Source organism: Actinocrinis puniceicyclus, assembly GCF_018283645.1.
Classification (GTDB): Bacteria; Actinomycetota; Actinomycetes; order Streptomycetales; family Catenulisporaceae; genus Actinocrinis; species Actinocrinis puniceicyclus.
Map to the genome: position 1 here is coordinate 1 of NZ_JAGSXH010000074.1, position 17611 is coordinate 17611.

General features: G+C 70.3%; 16 protein-coding genes and 1 pseudogene. 2 read left to right on the forward strand and 15 right to left on the reverse strand.

The features are described from left to right. Positions 1-5: 5 nt before the first annotated feature. Positions 6-1238, forward strand: coding sequence for a PP2C family protein-serine/threonine phosphatase (locus KGA66_RS19315; RefSeq protein ID WP_369015906.1), 1233 nt, complete (start codon positions 6-8; stop codon positions 1236-1238). A gap of 401 nt (positions 1239-1639) precedes the next feature. Here the strand turns inward: KGA66_RS19315 and secF are convergent, their stop codons facing one another. The 15 genes and pseudogenes from secF to pgsA form a co-directional block, all read right to left on the reverse strand. Then, a complete protein-coding gene (secF, locus tag KGA66_RS19320; protein ID WP_211469567.1) occupies positions 1640-2800 on the reverse strand; it encodes a protein translocase subunit SecF in 1161 nt (386 codons plus the stop codon). After that, positions 2800-4674, reverse strand: coding sequence for a protein translocase subunit SecD (secD, locus tag KGA66_RS19325; RefSeq protein ID WP_211469568.1), 1875 nt, complete (start codon positions 4672-4674; stop codon positions 2800-2802). Before secD ends, secF begins: the two co-directional genes overlap by 1 nt. Positions 4675-5037: 363 nt before the next feature. Further along, the gene (gene yajC / locus KGA66_RS19330) at positions 5038-5427 is read right to left on the reverse strand and encodes a preprotein translocase subunit YajC (RefSeq protein WP_211469569.1); all 390 of its coding nucleotides are present in this window, start codon (positions 5425-5427) and stop codon (positions 5038-5040) included. 167 nt (positions 5428-5594) lie between these two features. Next, entirely contained in the window at positions 5595-6701 is a 1107-nt protein-coding gene (gene ruvB, locus KGA66_RS19335) for a Holliday junction branch migration DNA helicase RuvB (RefSeq protein ID WP_211469570.1), read from the reverse strand. An 18-nt stretch (positions 6702-6719) separates the two neighbouring features. Further along, a complete protein-coding gene (ruvA, locus tag KGA66_RS19340) occupies positions 6720-7355 on the reverse strand; it encodes a Holliday junction branch migration protein RuvA (RefSeq protein WP_211469571.1) in 636 nt (211 codons plus the stop codon). Positions 7356-7398: 43 nt separating this feature from the next. After that, complete coding sequence (gene ruvC, locus KGA66_RS19345; RefSeq protein ID WP_211469572.1) at positions 7399-7977, reverse strand: crossover junction endodeoxyribonuclease RuvC; 579 nt, start codon at positions 7975-7977, stop codon at positions 7399-7401. 10 nt (positions 7978-7987) lie between these two features. Beyond that, entirely contained in the window at positions 7988-8371 is a 384-nt protein-coding gene (locus KGA66_RS19350) for a type II toxin-antitoxin system VapC family toxin (protein WP_211469573.1), read from the reverse strand. An 8-nt stretch (positions 8372-8379) separates the two neighbouring features. Next, the gene (locus KGA66_RS19355) at positions 8380-8670 is read right to left on the reverse strand and encodes a type II toxin-antitoxin system Phd/YefM family antitoxin (RefSeq protein WP_211469574.1); all 291 of its coding nucleotides are present in this window, start codon (positions 8668-8670) and stop codon (positions 8380-8382) included. A 224-nt stretch (positions 8671-8894) separates the two neighbouring features. Next, positions 8895-9653 (reverse strand): YebC/PmpR family DNA-binding transcriptional regulator, encoded by a 759-nt coding sequence (locus tag KGA66_RS19360; RefSeq protein WP_211469575.1) that lies wholly within the window; start codon positions 9651-9653, stop codon positions 8895-8897. Positions 9654-9727: 74 nt separating this feature from the next. Then, positions 9728-10312, reverse strand: coding sequence for a pyridoxal 5'-phosphate synthase glutaminase subunit PdxT (gene pdxT / locus KGA66_RS19365; RefSeq protein ID WP_211469590.1), 585 nt, complete (start codon positions 10310-10312; stop codon positions 9728-9730). Positions 10313-10419: 107 nt separating this feature from the next. Then, positions 10420-11340, reverse strand: coding sequence for a pyridoxal 5'-phosphate synthase lyase subunit PdxS (pdxS, locus tag KGA66_RS19370; protein WP_211469576.1), 921 nt, complete (start codon positions 11338-11340; stop codon positions 10420-10422). 224 nt (positions 11341-11564) lie between these two features. Then, a complete protein-coding gene (locus KGA66_RS19375; RefSeq protein WP_312886988.1) occupies positions 11565-12119 on the reverse strand; it encodes a hypothetical protein in 555 nt (184 codons plus the stop codon). A 179-nt stretch (positions 12120-12298) separates the two neighbouring features. Then, a pseudogene (locus KGA66_RS19380) lies at positions 12299-13441 on the reverse strand (glycosyltransferase family 4 protein); the annotation flags it as partial. A gap of 92 nt (positions 13442-13533) precedes the next feature. Next, the gene (locus tag KGA66_RS19385) at positions 13534-14448 is read right to left on the reverse strand and encodes a phosphatidylinositol mannoside acyltransferase (RefSeq protein ID WP_211469578.1); all 915 of its coding nucleotides are present in this window, start codon (positions 14446-14448) and stop codon (positions 13534-13536) included. Then, positions 14445-15080, reverse strand: a complete 636-nt coding sequence (gene pgsA / locus KGA66_RS19390) for a phosphatidylinositol phosphate synthase (protein WP_211469579.1) — start codon at positions 15078-15080, stop codon at positions 14445-14447. The genes KGA66_RS19385 and pgsA overlap by 4 nt, the downstream gene beginning before the upstream one ends. 329 nt (positions 15081-15409) lie before the next feature. Between pgsA and KGA66_RS19395 the strand changes: the two genes are divergently transcribed. Next, a complete protein-coding gene (locus tag KGA66_RS19395; RefSeq protein WP_246508113.1) occupies positions 15410-17593 on the forward strand; it encodes an elongation factor G-like protein EF-G2 in 2184 nt (727 codons plus the stop codon). Positions 17594-17611 lie beyond the last annotated feature (18 nt).

The window sequence follows — 17611 nt, forward strand, 5'->3', positions numbered from 1 at the left end:
GGGGGATGACTATGGCGGGGACGTTGGAGGCGGCGGAGGCCGCGCCTCCGGTGGAGTCGCTGGACGTGGTCGCGCGCATGCTCAAGGAGCATCTCGGGGCGGTGTCGGTGTCGTTCCTGATCACCGATTTCACCGGTGGTTCGGTGGTGCGGCTCGGCAGCGCGGACAGTGTCGAGACCGGTGAGCGGGCCCGGCGCATCTCGCTGCGGGGCACGTTGTACGACGATGTGATCCGCAGCCAGCAGCCCGGGGTGCAGGACGACGGTGGGGGCGCTTTGGTGCGGATCGTGGCGCCGGTGACCAACCGCGGCGATGCCATCGGGCTGCTGGAGCTGTTCCTGCCCGCGGCCCCGGGCGAGCACGCGATGCGCGAGATCGGCGAGGCCGCGCACGCGCTGGCATACATCGTGATCGCGAACCGCCCCTACACGGACGTCTACCAGTGGGGTCGGCGTACCCTGCCTCTGAGCCTGGCCGCGGAGATCCAGCACCGGCTGCTGCCGCAGTCGCTGGCGTGCGAGGCGGCGCAGTTCGCGGTCGCCGGGGCGCTGGAGCCCGCCGACCACGTCGGGGGCGACACCTTCGACTATGTCATCGACCGCGACGCCATCCAGCTGTCGGTGACCGATGCGATGGGTCACGATGTGAACGCCGCACTGTTGGCCACGGTGGTGCTCGGCGCTCTGCGTCGGGCTCGGCGGGCGGGTGCCGGCTTGCAGGAGCAGGCTCGTCAGGCTGACCAGGCGATGCGGGATCACGGCCGCGGGGGCTACGTCACCGGTCAGCTGCTGCGAATCAGCCTGTTGGACGGCGGCGCCCAGTTCGTCAACGCCGGGCACCCGTGGCCGCTGCGGATGCGAGAGGGGGAGGTCCGGCAGATCGTTCCCGAAGTCGATCTGCCGTTCGGAGTCAGCTCCTATTTCTACCCTTCGCCCACCACCTACGCCTACCGGGTGCAGCCACTGGATCTGCGGCCGGGTGATCGGCTGGTGATGCTGACGGACGGCATACTGGAGCGCAACGTCAAGAGCCTCGACTTGCCGGATCTGATCGTGCGCACCTGCGCGCTGCATCCGCGCGAGGCCGCCCGCGCCCTGATCGAGGCGGTCGTCGCCGCGAGCCCAGATCGCCTGAAGGACGACGCGACCGTCATGTGCCTGGACTGGCGCGGCCTGGCGCGCACCCAGCGCGACGCCGCCACCGGTGCGGATCTGGCCGACGCCTCACGGCCGGCATAGACGCCACCGCGAGACGGCGTGACGCATCCAAGCGTTCTTGTATTTCGGCGGCACCCTTACGCCCTGGCAGGGAGCCGTCGTCTCGAACTCCGCATTGGCGCGGCCATTGCCCAATTCCTCGGCAAGATCCCGTTCGGGCAGGCGTTCGAGAACCCTGCCCGAACGGCCCGTAGCGATCGCTGCAGCCCGATGTCGACTCAACCAGCACCGTTGAGGTTCGGGAACGCACTGAGTCCCAGCCTCAGCTGATCGCCCCCGCACGAGCGTCGCGCCCGGGTGCGACGCCGAGCCGACCACGGGAAACTCGTGATCACCTCGGCACCGGCACTCGGGCGCGGGCCTGTTAACTGACGATCGTGTGATGATCACACGAATAACTCGTGGTCGAGTCCGGCGCGACGCTACCGCCGCTTCGACCTGGGCTGGTTGCGCACCGGCTGATTGCGCGGCCCGCGCTGTACCGGCGCCGCAGCACTGCCCGCGGTCGCCGCCGGCTTCTCGTCGGCGGGTTGCGCCGACTCGGCCGCGACCGCGGCGGTGGCGGTGGCGGTGGCGGTGGCTGCGGCGGGCACCTTGCCGGCCTTGCGGTCGGCCGCCGACTTCGCGGCCAGCCGCTGCTCCTGCGCGCGCACCGCCGGCTCCAGTTCCTTGAGCCACACCAGCGTCGGGGTGGCCACCAGGATCGAGGAGACGGTACCGGCGCCGATGCCGACCAAGAGCGCCAGTGCCAGGTCCTGGAGCACGGTGGCCTGCGAGATCGTGCCGCCGAACAGCAGTGCGGCGACCGGGATCAGCGCGATCAGCGAGGTGTTGAGCGAACGCACCAGGGTCTGGTTGACCGCGAGGTTGGCCGCCTGGCCGTAACCCATCCGGCCCTGGTCCACCAAGTGCCGCTTGTTCTCCTTGACCTTGTCGAACACCACGACCGCGTCATACATCGCGTAACCGAGGATGGTCAGGAAGCCGACGACGGTCGAGGGCGAGACCTCGAGGCCCGACCACGCGTACACGCCGACCGTGATCACGATGACGTTGATCAGCGAGGCCAGCGCCGCGACGGCCATCTTCCACTCGAAGAAGATCGCCAGGTACGCCGCGAGCAGCGCCAGGAAGATGATCAGCGCCTGGATGGCCCGGTTCGAGACCTCGTGCCCCCACTCGGCGCCCTGCTGCTCGACGGTGACCTTCGACAGGTCGGCCCCGCCGGCCGTGGCCAGGTCGGCGGTCAGCTTCCGCTGGGTGTCCGAGGTGATCGTGGTCGTGGTGACGGTGATCTGGCGGCCGCCGCCGACGATCCGCTGCTCCTGCACGGTCGGCGCGGGGACGCCGTCGGCCGCCGCGATCGACGTCGCGCGGTCCGTCGTGAGCGTCGCGCTGGGCACGGTGATCACCGAGCCGCCGCGGAACTCGACGCTGAAGTGCAGGCCGCGCACGAGCAGACCGAGGATCGCCAGGAGCAGGACCGCCCCGAAGATCGAGACCCAGCGCTTGCGCCGCCCGACGATCTGGTAGGAGACCTCGCCCCGGTAAAGGCGGTTTCCCAGGGAACCGAGCCCGGCCATCAGACATCCACCCGCTTCGTCTCGTCGCTCGCAACGTCGTCAGCGGCGGCCTGCTCGGCCTTACGCCGCTCGGCGATGGTCATCCGCTTGCCGCCGGTAGCGGCGCCGGCGCGGAAGGTGGCCCGGGTCCCACCCAGCCGCTCCGGGTCGAGGCCGGACCACTTGTGCCCGCTGCCGAAGAACTCGCTCCTGGCCACCAGGGTGATCAGGGGCTTGGTGAACAGGAACACCACGATGATGTCGATCACCGTGGTCAGACCGAGCGTGAACGCGAAGCCCTTCACCGAGCCGATCGTGCGCCAGTACAGCACCGCCGCGGCGAGGAAGGAGACGAAGTCCGAGGCGATGATGGTGCGCCGCGCCCGGGTCCAGCCGTGCTCGACCGCGGTGCGCAGCGTACGGCCTTCGCGCACCTCGTCTCGCAGGCGTTCGAAGAACACGACGAAGGAGTCCGCGGTGATACCGATGGCCACGATCAGACCCGCGACGCCCGCCAGCGAGAGCGTGAAGCTCATCAGCGGGCCGAGCAGCACCGCCGAGGAGTAGGTCAGCAGCGCGGCGATGACGAGGCTGGAGATCGCCACCGCGGCCAGACCCCGGTAGTAGAAGATCACGTACAGGAAGACCAGCGCCAGGCCGACCGCGCCGGCCAGCAGGCCGCCGGACAGCTCGTGGCCGCCGAGCGTCGGCGAGACGATCGAGATCTGCGACGGGGAGAACTTCAGCGGCAGCGCGCCGTAGTTCAGGATGGTCGCCAGGTTGTCCGCCTCGCTCTGCGAGAACGAGCCGGTGATCTGCGCCTGGCCGCCGGTGATGGCGCCCTGGTTGACCACCGGGGCCGACTCGACGACGCCGTCGAGCACGATGGCGAACGCGCCGCTGCCGCTCTTGCTGCTGTACTGCTGGTAGAGCTGCTGGGTGGCGGTGGCGAACTCGCTGGAGCCCTTGGCGTTGAAGGTCAGATTGATCTGCCACTTGCTGGTGATCGTCTGTCCGGCCATCACCGGCGTGGCGTTCGCGCTCTTGACGTCGATGCCGGAAACCTGCGACGGGCCGAGCAGGTACTTGCCGACGAGGTCCTTGTCGCACGCGGCGACGTAGTCGCTCGGCTGCGCGTCCGCGGCGGCCTTGGCGGCGGCGTCGGCCGCCGTCTTGTTCGTGCAGTCCAGGCTCGCGAACGCGGCGGCGGCCTTGTTCGCGGACGCGGCGGCGGCCGCGTCCGCCGAGGAGGTGGCGCTCGGCTTCGCGGACGCGGACGGCGCGGCCGACGACGTGTGCGCCGCCGAGGAGGAGGCGGCCGGGCTGGCGCTCGCGCCAGCGGCGTCCTTGACCGTGCTCAGCTTCTCCGCCTGGCCGGAAGGCTTGACGCTCGCGGACGAGGAAGCGTTGGGCGTGGCGGAGGCGGGAGCCTTGGCGGACGGGGTGGCGCCGGGCGATGCGCCGGGCGATGCGCTACCGGAGGCCGCCGGAGAGGGATTCGGCTTCGCGTTCGCGGCCGCTTCCTGGATCACCGGGCGGAAGTAGAGCAGCGCCATCTTGCCGACCTGGTCGATCAGCGTCTGCGAGTTGTGGCCGGGGATCTCGACCTGGATGGTATTCGAGCCCTGCTGCGAGACCTGCGCCTCGGAGACGCCGAACGCGTTGACGCGCTCGTTCATGATGCTGACCGCGGTCCCCATGGCGCCCGGCGGAATGGAGGTCGAGCCGGGCGCCGGGCTCGCGGCGAACACCGCGCTGGTGCCGCCGGCAAGGTCGATCGCCAGGCGCGGCTTAGTGTTCCCGGTGCCGAACATCGTGGCGTAGAGCGCTACCAGCACCACCGCCAACAACGCCAGCGGCCGCCAGGGCCCCTGCCCCGCCCCTCCGTTGGCCACCCACCTACGGGCACCCGGGCGCTTACCGCCCCGGGTCTTCCTCGCAGCCACGTTGCACTTCTCCTGTGTCATCCCGGTCTCGACACGGCCGTCCCCGGGCTCGCGGGACCGCGGCGCCGCGCGGGGCGGCGGCCGGCCGGGCGGAACCCGGGCGTTGCCGTGCTTGGGACGGTTGCGCACCGTCCGGCGTTTCCCGCGCGCGGCGCCTTCGGCGCATTCTTCGGCGATTCTCAGCCGCGGCCGCCGCGCGACGGGGCGATCGGTTACCTCGTCGTGCTACCTCTCCCCTCTGGGTGCTCGCGGCCGCGGATCGACGCGCCTTTTCCCCGCGTTGCCGTGAGCGTTCGAGAGGACGTACAGGATCTAGTCGTCGCCGGAGTGCCGCGACAGGGCCGCCTCCACGCGCGACGACGAGACGGAGTTCTCCGGCCGACCGTCCTCGGGCTCGGTACCGGCCTCGGTCTGGTTCTCGACCTCGTGCTCACCGGCCTCCGGCTCGGCGGGAGGGAGCACTCCGGCGACCGCCGACTTGATGAACTTGAGCCGCACGCCCGGAGTGGTCTCCAGCAGCACGTGCTCGTCGGTCACCTCTACGACCTCGCCGACCATGCCTCCGATCGTGCGCACCTCGGCGCCCACGACGAGCGCGGTCTGCATCTGCGCGGCCTGAGCCTGCCGCTTCCTGTTGCCGCGGCTGGTCATGAAGATGAAGATGCCGCCGATGACGACAATGTAGATAAGCAGTAGGTTCACGATAATCGGCTGTTCTTTCGGGACCGTCCCACGGTTCGACGCGGTGGCGATCGGCTGCGCGGAGCACGCAGGCACTCCAGGTCACGCGGAGTCTATGCGCTCATACCCGCACGAAACAATGACACCTGGCCACAGCCTAGTCGCCGGACGCCGATTACAGTGCCCGACTACGCGCCCAGATTGCCGGGATCATCGCCGAACAGGCCGTCTTGTCCCGATGCGGCCTGCCCTGAGGCGACCTGGCTCCAGAGCCCGCCACCGGCCGCCGGTCCGGTGGGCATCGGCAGGCCCAGGTGCGCCCAGGCCGCGGAGGTGGCGATCCGGCCGCGCGGGGTGCGGGCCAGCAGACCCTGCCTGACCAGGAAGGGTTCCGCGACCTCCTCGACCGTGTCGGTTTCCTCGCCGATCGCGACCGCGAGCGTGGACAGGCCGACCGGACCGCCGTTGAACAGCCGAAGCAGCGCGCCGAGCACGGCCCGGTCGAGCCGGTCGAGGCCGCGTTCATCGACCTCGTAGACCTCAAGGGCGGCGCGCGCCGCGCCGAGGGTGACCCGGCCGTCCCCTCTGACCTGCGCGAAGTCCCGCACGCGGCGCAGCAGCCGGTTGGCGATGCGCGGTGTGCCGCGGGAGCGCGACGCGATCTCCGCGGCGCCGTCCGCCTCGATCTCGACGCCGAGCAGCCGCGCCGAGCGGTGGGCGACGCGTTCCAGGTCCTCGGGCTCGTAGAACTCCATGTGCCCGGTGAAGCCGAAGCGGTCGCGCAGCGGGGCGGGCAGAAGACCGGACCGGGTGGTCGCGCCGACGAGGGTGAACGGTGGAAGTTCCAAGGGGATGGCGGTCGCGCCGGGCCCCTTGCCGACGATGACGTCGACGCGGTAGTCCTCCATCGCCATGTACAGCATCTCCTCGGCGGGCCGGGACATCCGGTGGATCTCGTCGAGGAAGAGCACCTCGCCCTCGGCCAGGGAGGAGAGGATCGCGGCCAGGTCTCCAGCGTGCTGGATGGCGGGTCCGGAGGTGATGCGGATGGGCGCGCCGAGCTCGGCCGCGATGATCATCGCCAGGGTGGTCTTGCCGAGGCCGGGCGGTCCGGCCAGCAGGATGTGGTCGGGCGCCGTGCCGCGCCCCTTGGCGGCGTGCAGCACGAGTTCGAGTTGTTCGCGCACCTTGCGCTGGCCGACGAAGTCGACGAGCGACTTGGGGCGCAGCGCGGCCTCCGCCGCGCGCTCGTCGTTGTCCGCGCCCGCGTCCATCAGCCGTTGTTCGTTCGCCATACCGCGCTCCCCCGGTTGTTATCGCTTGAGGCTGCGCAAAGCGGCGCGCAGCAGAACGGGCAGCTGCGGGGACTCGCCGCGGGACTCGGACTCGGCGGCGACCGGTTCGACCTCGGCGAGTGCGGCCTCGGCGTCGCGGGCGGTCCAGCCGAGGCCGGTGAGGGCTTCGAGCAGCTGGCCGCGCCAGGGGGTAACGCCGGGCGAGGCGGTGGTCGCGGCGCCCGTGGACCCGCCCTGCGCGGGAACGCCGCTGGGCGCGCCCAGCCTGCCCTTGAGCTCGATGAGTAGCTTCTGCGCGCCCTTCGGGCCGATGCCCGGCACCAGCGTCAGGGCCTTGAGGTCCTGGGTGGCGAAGATGGTGCGCAGCGTGTCGGGGCGGTGTGTGGCGAGCATGGCCTGCGCGAGACGCGGACCGACGCCGCTGGCTGTCTGCAGCAGTTCGAAGACGGTGCGCTCGTCGTCGTCCGGGAAGCCGTAGAGGGTCAGCGAGTCCTCGCGCACGATCAGGCTCGCGGCCAGGCGCGTCTTCTGACCGACCGTCAGTTGCGCGAGCGTGCCGGGCGAGCAGTGCAAGAGCAGGCCGACCCCGCCGACCTTGACGACCGCGGCGTCCGGCGCGACCGCGTCGACCTCGCCCTCGACGAAGGCGATCACGCGGCACCGCCGAGCCTGAGCCGTGCCTGTTCCCGCACGCCGCTCATCTGAAGCCGCCCTTCCGCCGTCCGCGTTCCCTGTGCATCGGCACGTTACCGGAGGGCAGCGACATTCCCTGGCGTTGCAGGGCTTCGGCGATCCGGTCGGCCGCTCCCCCGCGCCACACGTGACAGATCGCGAGGGCGAGGGCGTCGGTGGCGTCGATCGGCTTCGGCGCCTCGGAAAGTTTCAGGAGGCGTACCACCATGGCCGCGACTTGTTCCTTTTGCGCGCGCCCGTCGCCGGTGATCGCCGCCTTCACCTCGCTCGGCGTGTGCATCGCCACGGGCAGAGCGCGCCGGGCCGCGGCGACCATGGCCACCCCGGCGGCCTGCGCCGTGCCCATGATCGTGCGAACCCCCTCCTGCGCGAACATCCGCTCCACCGCTACCGCATCGGGCTTGTACTCGTCGAGCCATTCGTTGATCTGCTCGTCGATGGCGAGCAGCCGCCGGTGGATCGGTTCGTCGGCCGGCGTGCGCACGACGCCGGCGGCCACCATGGCCAGCGGCGCTCCGATGCGTCCGTCGACCACGCCGACGCCCATGCGCGTCAGCCCCGGGTCGACGCCGAGAACTCTCACCCGGCGCCGATCACTCGGGCGCTTCGACGTCGAACCCGGCTGCGACCGCCGCCTCCGCGAGGCGCTTGTCATACGTGACGAACGAACTGACCTCTTCCGCAATGGTCAGAGCGGTTGCGAGATGAATGGCGCCAAGGGTGCGCAGAAGCGGGTTCCCGACGGTCGCTGACGAGAGCACGATGTCCGTCGCCATCGGAACCGTCATGATTCGCTGGAGCAGCGAGGTTGCGCGCGAGGAAAGGCCGGGATCGACACGGGTGACCGCCCTGATCAATTCCGGATAGATGAGCGCGGAAGAGACCAGTGGCTCACCGATCCTGGTCGTGATCAAGACCGCGAGTTCCGCGGACCCGCGCTCCTCCTTCACCAGCTTGGCTGCTGCGGAGGTGTCCAAGTAGATCATCAGGCATCCCGCTGCGCGATGACGTCGTCGGCGATGCTGGCCGTGCCGCCCTTCGGTAGCGGCAAGAGGTCGAGGATCGTTCCGGGCACGGCGGCAGGCACCAGCCGACCTTCCGCGATCCAGCGGTCTATCGTCGGGTTGCCGGTGACCGTCGGCGGTGGCGGCATGAGGAACGCCACGACCTGGCCGCGCTCGGTGATCGGCAGGGACTCGCCTGCCTTCACCCGGCGCAGCACGGCAGTCGTCTGCTGATTGAGTTCCGTCACTGTGACCGGTTCGGGGCCGGTCATCATCCGAGAGCTGCCCATGCGGCGATTCTACTAGAAACCTAGAAGATCTGCTACGCGCTATCCGGTTTCGCCGACCAAGCCGCAAGCTCGTCGCGTTCCAGTACCAGAGCCCTGGCGAGTCCGTCGATGCCACCGCCCGGCGCCATCCGGGGCCGGGACCCAGGCCGCACCGCGCGTATCAGCCTTCCCGTCTCAGCAAGACGCTCCAGCAGAGGCTGGATCGGCTACTCCTCATCGAGCTTGGCCATGATCTCGTCGGAGACGTCGAAGTTGGCGTAGACGTTCTGCACGTCGTCGCTGTCCTCCAGCGCGTCGATCAGCTTGAAGATCTTGCGTGCGCCCTCCTCGTCCAGCTGCACCTGCATGGTGGGCATGAACGGTGACTCGGCCGAGTCGTAGTCGATCTTGGCCGACTGCAGGGCGGTGCGCACCGGGATCAGGTCACCGGGCTCCGACAACACCTCGAACGAGTCGCCGAGGTCGTTGACCTCCTCGGCGCCGGCTTCGAGGACCGCCTCCAGCACGGTGTCCTCGGTCAGCCCGCCGCTCTTCGGGACGATGATCTGACCTTTGCGCCCGAACAGGTAGGAGACCGAGCCGGGGTCGGCCATCGAGCCGCCGTTGCGGGTCATCGCGACCCGGACCTCGGAGGCGGCCCGGTTGCGGTTGTCGGTCAGGCACTCGACCAGAACCGCGACGCCGTTGGGGGCGTAGCCCTCGTACATGATGGTCTGGTAGTCCGCGCCGCCGGCCTCGGCCCCGGAGCCGCGCTTGATCGCGCGGTCGATGTTGTCGTTGGGGACGGAGCTCTTCTTCGCCTTCTGGATGGCGTCGTACAGGGTCGGGTTGCCGGTGGGGTCGCCACCGCCGGTGCGCGCGGCCACCTCGATGTTCTTGATCATCTTGGCGAAGAGCTTGCCGCGCTTGGCGTCGATCACGGCCTTCTTGTGCTTGGTGGTCGCCCACTTGGAGTGGCCGGACATGCCTTGGCTCCTTCTTCCCAAACCCCGTCGTCACGGACTCGTCTCACGCCGCCGGGGCTTCGCCGGGCGGCGGTTCAGCGGGCGGCGCGTACCAGCCGCACGAAAAGACCGTGGACACGCGGATCCCTGGTCAGTTCCGGATGGAAGGAGGTCGCCATCAACGCACCCTGCCGAACGGCGACGATCCTACCCGTGCCGGGACCCGCCGTGACTCGCGCCGTGACGCGCACCGCGGGGCCGACCTCCTCCACCCACGGCGCGCGGATGAACACCCCGTGCAGCGTGCCCGCAGTGCCCGCGGAATCGGCGTCTTCCGCGCCGTCCTCGCCGTCCAGGCCGTCGAACGCGATCGGCCCCTCGAACGAGTCGATCTGGCGGCCGAAGGCGTTGCGGCGCACGGTCATCGCGATGCCGCCGAAGGTCTCCTGGCCGGGGACCGCGTCGAGCACCCGGTCGGCGAGCATGATCATCCCGGCGCAGGAACCGTAGGCGGGCATGCCGTCGGCGATCCGCTTGCGCACCGGTTCGAACAGGTCGAAGGCGCTGGCCAGCTTCCACATCGCGGTGGACTCACCGCCGGGGATGACCAGGCCCTCCACCGCGTCGAGTTCGGCGGGGCGGCGCACCGGGACGGCGCGCGCGCCCGACGCTTCGAGCATCGCCAGGTGCTCGCGCACGTCTCCCTGAAGGGCAAATACGCCGACGGTGACGGGGGACACCGCTCTCGCGGGCTCGGGTACCACCGCTCTCGCGGGCTCGGGCACCGTCACCAGCCGCGCCCCGCGTAGCGCTCGGACTCGGGCAGCGTGTCGATGTTGATGCCGACCATCGGCTCGCCGAGGCCGCGGGAGACCTTCGCGATCACGTCCGGGTCGTCGTGGAAGGTCGTGGCCTTCACGATCGCGGCGGCGCGCTTGGCCGGATCGCCGGACTTGAAGATCCCGGAGCCGACGAACACGCCCTCCGCGCCGAGTTGCATCATCATGGCGGCGTCGGCCGGTGTGGCCAGGCCGCCGGCGGTGAACAGCACGACCGGGAGCTTTCCGGTGGCCGCGACCTCCTTGACGATCTCGTACGGGGCCTGGAGGTTCTTGGCGGCCAGGAACAGCTCGGACTCGTCGAGCGTGGCCAGCCGGCGGATGTCGGCTCGGATCTGGCGCATGTGCCGGGTGGCCTCGACGACGTTGCCGGTGCCCGCCTCGCCCTTGGAGCGGATCATCGCGGCGCCTTCGGCGATCCGGCGCAGCGCCTCACCGAGGTTGGTGGCACCGCACACGAACGGCACGGTGAACGCCCACTTGTCGATGTGGTGGGTCTCGTCGGCCGGGGTCAGCACCTCGGACTCGTCGACGTAGTCGACGCCGAGCGCCTGGAGGACCTGCGCCTCGACGAAGTGGCCGATCCGGGCCTTGGCCATGACCGGGATGGAGACGGCGTCGATGATCCCGTCGATCATGTCCGGGTCGGACATGCGTGCCACGCCGCCGTCCTTGCGGATGTCGGCCGGCACGCGCTCAAGCGCCATGACCGCGACCGCGCCCGCGTCTTCGGCGATCTTCGCCTGCTCGGGCGTGACCACGTCCATGATGACGCCGCCCTTGAGCATCTCGGCCATCCCGCGCTTGACGCGGGCCGTGCCGAGCTGCGGGGCCGCGTCGCTCTGGCCGGGAGTTGGGGTGGTGGACACAGCTGACCTCGCTCGCGGGGACTCGGGCGTGACGATGACATCTCCATCTTATGGCCTGATGAACCTCGCTCCGGCTCACGACCTGTCAGGGGCGAACCGGGGGTGACTTACCTACTGTCGGCCGCGTGCCGCGCGCTGACCAGCGGATGAAATCAGATGAGATCAACGGCGCCGCGATGGGCAGTGGAAGCGCGAGTCGCTGGAGCAACGCGACCGGTCCGCCGTCACCGGGCGAAGACGGCCGGGGGCTCGTCGTCGATCTCGAAGGTCGCCTTGTCCGGCGCGCGACCGGCCAGCCGGAAGTAGCGCACCCTGCGGTAGCCGCGGATCTGGCGCACCGCGCGCACGGACTCGTTGTGGAAGCGCCGGGCCAGCTGAACCCGGCGCATCGCCGCGGCCAGTTCCTGCACAAGATCCGCGCCCTCCGGCGTCCCGCGCAGCTGGTCCAGCTCCTCGGGGTCGTCGAAGGCCGCGCGCAGGTCGCGGGTGAGCGCCGATTCCACGTACTCACGCTCGTCCTCGGCCGCGATCTGGGAGCTGCGCGCGGCGGTGGCCAGGATCACCGCGGTGGCCACGTCGAGCAGGCCGGACCTGGCCAGCTCCAAGGTCGCCGCCGAGCGGCGCACGAGCTGCGCGTCGAGGGCCACGCGCGCCGCGTCGAGACGGACGTGCAACCGGTCCAGCCGTGTCGCGGTCCAGCTCAGATACACGCCGTACAGCAGGACCAGGACTGCGACCAGTACGACGAGCTCGGTGTACTGGGTCAGGACGAGCTTCACCGCGGGCTCCGCTCCGAGTCGTTATCCGCCCCGCCGCCGGGTTCAGGCCCGTCACTGCCGCCGCCGCTGCCGAAGCCGACCAGGCCGCCCAGGCTGCTCAGACTTCCGAACCGGGCGCTACCGGTGCGCGTGATACCCGCGCCGGTGTGCCCGGGCCTCGCCATGCTCGGGCGCGTGGTGCTGACCTGCGCGTTGGACTCGGTGACCATCTCGTAGACCGAAAGGATGTCCCCGGCGACCACGGACCAGTCGTATTTCAGGACCGAGCGGCCGGCCGCGTCCCGCAGCGCGGCGCGCCTGACCGGCTCGGCGAGAAGCCCGAGTGCGGCCTCGGCGAGCGCGGCCGCGTCGCCGTTGGGGAACATCAGGCCGGCCTGTCCCCCCTCCAGTACCAGCGAGAACGCATCCAGGTCGGTGGCGAGAACCGGCGCCCCGGCGCTCATCGCCTCCACCAGGATGATGCCGAACGATTCGCCGCCGGTGTTCGGCGCGCAGTAGAGGTCCACGGAGCGCAGCAACGCGGCCTTGTCCTCATCGCTGACCATGCCGAGGAAGGTCACGTTGCCGCGCACGGCGTCGGGCAGGGACTCGGCGGCCTCCTCGGTGTCGCCGCGCCCGGCCACCAGCAGCCGCGTCGCGGGCCGCGCGGCGACGATCCTCGGGAAGGCTTCGAGCAGCACCGGCAGTCCCTTGCGCGGCTCGTCGATGCGGCCGATGAAACCGATGGTGCCGCCTGTGCCGTCCGGGCCGTCGTCGCCCGGCGGGGTGGTCCAGTCCGGCCGTGGCCTCGCGTTCGCGAAGAAGGAGACGTCCACACCGTTGGGGATGACCACCGCGTCGCCGCCCAGGTGTTCTACCAGCGTGCGGCGGGCGTACTCGCTGACCGCGATCCGCGCGTTGATCTTCTCCAGTGCGGGTTGCAGGATCGGGTAAGCCGCCGTCATCGCGCGAGAGCGCGGGTTTGCGGTGTGGAAGGTGGCCACCATCGGCACCGTGGCGGCCCAGCAGGCGAGCAGGGAAAGGGACGGCGTGCCGGGCTCGTGCAGGTGCACGACGTCGAACGCTCCCTCATGCAGCCAACGGCGCACACGGGCTGCGGACAGGAAGCCGAAGTTGAGTCGCGCGACCGAGCCGTTGTAGGGCACTGGCACGGCGCGTCCGGCCGAGACGACGTAAGGCGGAACCGGCGTGTCGTCGTCTGCGGGCGCGAGCACCGACACCTCGTGGCCGAGACCGATCAGGTGTGCAGCCAGGTCACGCACGTGGAACTGAACGCCGCCGGGAACGTCCCAGGCGTAAGGGCAGACGATGCCGATCTTCATTTACCCCGCCTCATCCGCACTGCCTCAGTATGAACTGCCACGTATGCACTGCCACGTGTGCGCCGTCTCATCTCGGTCGGCCGGCTTAAGCGTCACTCGTGCGGTGCCTTGGCCGGGTCGAGATCGACCAGCCACAGCCTTTGCAGCATGTGCCAGTCGGCCGGGTGCTCGGCGATACCCTTGGCGAAGACGTCGGCCAGGCTCTGGCACATCACGGCGATCTTCTGCGCGCGGGTGCCCTCGGCCGGCACCTCGATCGCCGGATGCACCAGGGCCCGCTGGTGGCCGGGCTCGTACCAGAGCGTCACCGGAAACAGCGGCGCCCCGGTGGCGACCGCGAGGGAGGCCGGGCCGGCTGGCAGCTTCGTGGTCTCGCCGAAGAACTGCACCGGCACCCCGTTGTCGGTCAGGTCGCGCTCGGCCACCAGGCACACCATGCCGCCAGCCTTCAGGCGGCGCATCAGGCCACGGAAGGGATTCTGCCCGCCGGTGAGCGGCAGCACCTCCATGCCGATGGACTCGCGGTAGGCGACGAAGCGCTCGAACAGCCGCTCCGGCTTGAGCCGCTCGGCGACCGTGGTGAAACCGTGGTAGCGACCGGTAGCCCAGGCACCCGCGTGGTCCCAGTTGCCCATGTGCGGCAAGGCCATGACCGCGCCACGCCCGGAGGCTATCGCCTCGTCCATCTGCTCCACGCCGTCGATCAGGAACGTGGAGTCGACCCGCTCCCGCGACCACGTCTCCAGCCTGAACGTGTCGCACCAGTAGCGCAGGTAGTTGCGCATCGCCTGCTTGGAGAGCGCGCGGACCTGTTCGGCCGTCGCCTCGGGCCCGAGCACGCGCGAGAGATTGCGCTCAAGCCGCGTCACGCCCTTGCCGCGCTTCGCCCACGCGCGGTCGGCCACGCGTTCGAACAGCCGGTAGGCGGTGCGCTCGGGCAGCCGTTTGACCGCCGCCCACCCGGACGCGTACAGCCGGTAAGTGAGCTGATCGGACAACGCGCTCATTCGGCTGCCTCCACCGGCTGGGCCGGACCGCCGGCCGCGAGAGCCTGTTTGCGCACGTGCAGGATGCGTTGGACGACGGTGACCGTCGAGCCGACCGCCAGCGCCCACAGCGCGATCGCCTGCACGAACGGCACGCCGAGGCCGGCCAGCCCGGTGGCCACCAGCGAGCCGACCAGCCGCTCGCCGCGCTCGACCACACCCACCGCGCACTCGTAGCCGAGCGACTCGGCCTTGGCCCGCGCGTACGAGGTGATCGCGCCGGAGACCAGGCACACCAGCGCGAGCACGAACATCGTCCGGTCGTGCTGCCCGGCGAAGTAATAGGCGAGTGCGCCGAAGATCGCGGCGTCGCCGAAGCGGTCCATCGTGGCGTCCAGGAACCCGCCCCACTTGGACACCCGGCCGGACAGCCGGGCCATCGTGCCGTCGAGCAGGTCGGAGAAGATGAACGCGGTCACCGCGACGGTGCCCCAGAGGAACTCGCCGCGCGGGAAGAGCGCGAGCGCCGAGACCACCACCCCGAGTGTGCCGACGAGGGTCACGGTGTCGGGTCCGACCCCGCGCCGCAGCAGGAACTGCGCGGTGGGGGTGAGCACACGGGTGAAGAACGCCCGCGCGTAGCGGTTCAGCATCGAAGTCCCAGCTTCGTCGGCAGCACGCTGCGCGGTTTGCCACAGCGATCGGCGCGCTCCGGCGCCCCGGACCGCGGCGCCCATCGTATTGGGTTGCGCGCCCCCTGCCGCGCCGCCCCCGGACGGGCGCCGGGAACGCTCGCCGCGGATCGCGACTTAAGCACCGGAGTGAAAGGCTAAAGGGTACTTGTGGGGTGCTTCCAAGAGGAGTTGTCTGCAAGGAAAGCCTGAACACTGCGTTACGTGCGGATCACCGGGATCGGTCGGTCCGGTGCCTGATCGGCGCGGACGCGGTCGAAGAACCGAAATACTTCGCCGGGAGGATGACGATGTCCGAGAAGAAGGATGCCAACCGCGGCGGCAGGGATGCGAAGGCGCCGGTGGCCGAGCGGCCGGAGTCCGTCCGCAACGTGGTCCTGGTCGGGCACACCGGCGCCGGGAAGACGACACTGATCGAGTCGCTGCTCGCGGCGACCGGCACGATCGGCCGGCCCGGCCGGGTGGAGGACGGCTCGACGGTCACCGACAGCGACGAGATCGAGCACCGTCTCGGCCGCTCGGTGAGCCTCGGACTGGCGCCCGTGGAGTTCGCCGGGATCAAGGTCAACCTGCTGGACGCGCCCGGCTACGCGGACTTCGTCGGCGACCTGCGCGCCGGCCTGCGGGCCGCGGACGCCGCACTTTTCGTGGTGTCGGCCGCGGACGGGTTGGACGGAGCGACGCAGCTGCTGTGGGAGGAGTGCGCGGCGGTCGGAATGCCGCGCGCGGTGGTGGTGACGAAGCTGGACAGCCCGCGGGCGGACTTCGACGAGACCGTGGCGATCTGCCAGCGGGTCTTCGGGGACGGGGTGCAGCCGATGTACCTTCCGCTGCTGGACGACCACGAGCAGGTCGGCGGGGTCATGGGCCTGCTCTCGCAGCGGATCTACGACTACACCGGCGGGCGACGGGCCGAACGCGAGCCCGATCCTGAGCACCTGGAGCTGATCGAGGGGCCGCGCAACGCGTTGATCGAGGGGATCATCGCGGAGAGCGAGGACGAGTCGCTGATGGACCGTTACCTCGGCGGTGAGCGGATCGACGCGAAGGTGCTGATCGACGATCTGGAGACGGCGGTAGCGCGCGGGCACTTCTATCCGGTGCTGCCCATGGGCACGGTCGCGCACGAAGGCACGGACGACGCGGCGATGCGGGTCGGCGCTATCGAGTTGCTGGAGTTGATGACGAAGGCGTTCCCGGCGCCCGGGGAGCACTCGATTCCCGCGGTCACCTCGCCGGACGGCGCGCCGAAGACCCCGTTGGAGTGCGACCCGTCCGGGCCGCTGGTGGCCGAGGTGGTCAAGACGACCTCGGACCCGTACGTCGGGCGCATCTCGCTGGTGCGGGTCTTCTCCGGGACGCTGCGGCCCGAGCAGCCGGTGCACGTTTCCGGGCACGGTCGCGCCGAGCGCGGGCACCCCGACCACGACGTGGACGAGAAGGTCGGCGCGCTCTCCTGCCCGCTGGGCAAGGTGCAGCGGCCGGTGCCGCAGGCGGTGGCCGGGGACATCGTGGCGGTCGCCAAGCTCGCGCATGCCGAGACCGGTGACACGCTCTCCGCGAAGGACGACCCGGCGTTGATGGAGCCGTGGGTGATGCCGGAGCCGCTGCTGCCGGTGGCCGTGCTGGCGAAGGCGAAGTCCGACGAGGACAAGCTGGGCCAGGCGCTGGGCAGGCTGGTGGCCGAGGACCCGACCCTTCGGCTGGAGATCAACCCGGAAACGCATCAGCTCGTGCTGTGGTGCATGGGTGAAGCGCACCGGGACGTGGTGCTAGACCGGCTGTCCAACCGGTACGGCGTCGCGGTGGACACGGTGCCGTACCGCATCTCGCTGCGGGAGACGTTCACCGGCAACGCCAAGGGGCACGGTCGGCACGTAAAGCAGTCCGGCGGCCATGGCCAGTACGCGATCTGCGACATCGAGGTGGAGCCGATGCCGAACGGCGGCGGCTTCGAGTTCGTGGACAAGGTGGTCGGCGGCGCGGTACCGCGGCAGTTCATCCCCTCGGTGGAGAAGGGGGTGCGCACGCAACTGGAGCGCGGCGTGTTCGCGGGTTATCCGCTGGTCGACGTGCGTGTGACGCTGTTCGATGGGAAGGCGCACTCGGTGGACTCGTCGGACATGGCTTTCCAGACCGCGGGTGCGTTGGCGCTCAAGGACGCCGCGGCGAAGATCAACGGTGCGCTGCTTGAGCCCGTGGACTCGGTCGAGATCCGGGTGGCGGACGAGTTCGTCGGCGCGGTGATGGGCGACCTGTCGGGGCGGCGCGGCCGGGTGTTGGGCACGGAGCCGGACTCGTCGGGACGCACGCTGGTGCGCGCCGAAGTGCCCGAGACGGAACTGGCGCGCTACCCGGTGGAGCTGCGTTCGCTCTCGCACGGGACCGGCGTCTTCACGCGCGAGTACCTGCGCCATGAGGCGATGCCGCCGCAGCTGGCCTCGAAGATCGTGGCGGAGGCGGCCGCGTCGTGAGTCGCGGCGCGCGCGCCT

What these genes read in the sequence shown, in the direction of transcription:
- KGA66_RS19315 (WP_369015906.1), top strand. Translation starts at nt 6, where the DNA reads ATGACTATGGCGGGGACGTTGGAGGCGGCGGAGGCCGCGCCTCCGGTG.
- secF (WP_211469567.1), bottom strand. Translation starts at nt 2,800, where the DNA reads ATGGCCGGGCTCGGTTCCCTGGGAAACCGCCTTTACCGGGGCGAGGTC.
- ruvB (WP_211469570.1), bottom strand. Translation starts at nt 6,701, where the DNA reads ATGGCGAACGAACAACGGCTGATGGACGCGGGCGCGGACAACGACGAG.
- KGA66_RS19355 (WP_211469574.1), bottom strand. Translation starts at nt 8,670, where the DNA reads ATGACCGGCCCCGAACCGGTCACAGTGACGGAACTCAATCAGCAGACG.
- KGA66_RS19360 (WP_211469575.1), bottom strand. Translation starts at nt 9,653, where the DNA reads ATGTCCGGCCACTCCAAGTGGGCGACCACCAAGCACAAGAAGGCCGTG.
- pdxT (WP_211469590.1), bottom strand. Translation starts at nt 10,312, where the DNA reads ATGCTCGAAGCGTCGGGCGCGCGCGCCGTCCCGGTGCGCCGCCCCGCC.
- KGA66_RS19385 (WP_211469578.1), bottom strand. Translation starts at nt 14,448, where the DNA reads ATGAGCGCGTTGTCCGATCAGCTCACTTACCGGCTGTACGCGTCCGGG.
- pgsA (WP_211469579.1), bottom strand. Translation starts at nt 15,080, where the DNA reads ATGCTGAACCGCTACGCGCGGGCGTTCTTCACCCGTGTGCTCACCCCC.
- KGA66_RS19395 (WP_246508113.1), top strand. Translation starts at nt 15,410, where the DNA reads ATGTCCGAGAAGAAGGATGCCAACCGCGGCGGCAGGGATGCGAAGGCG.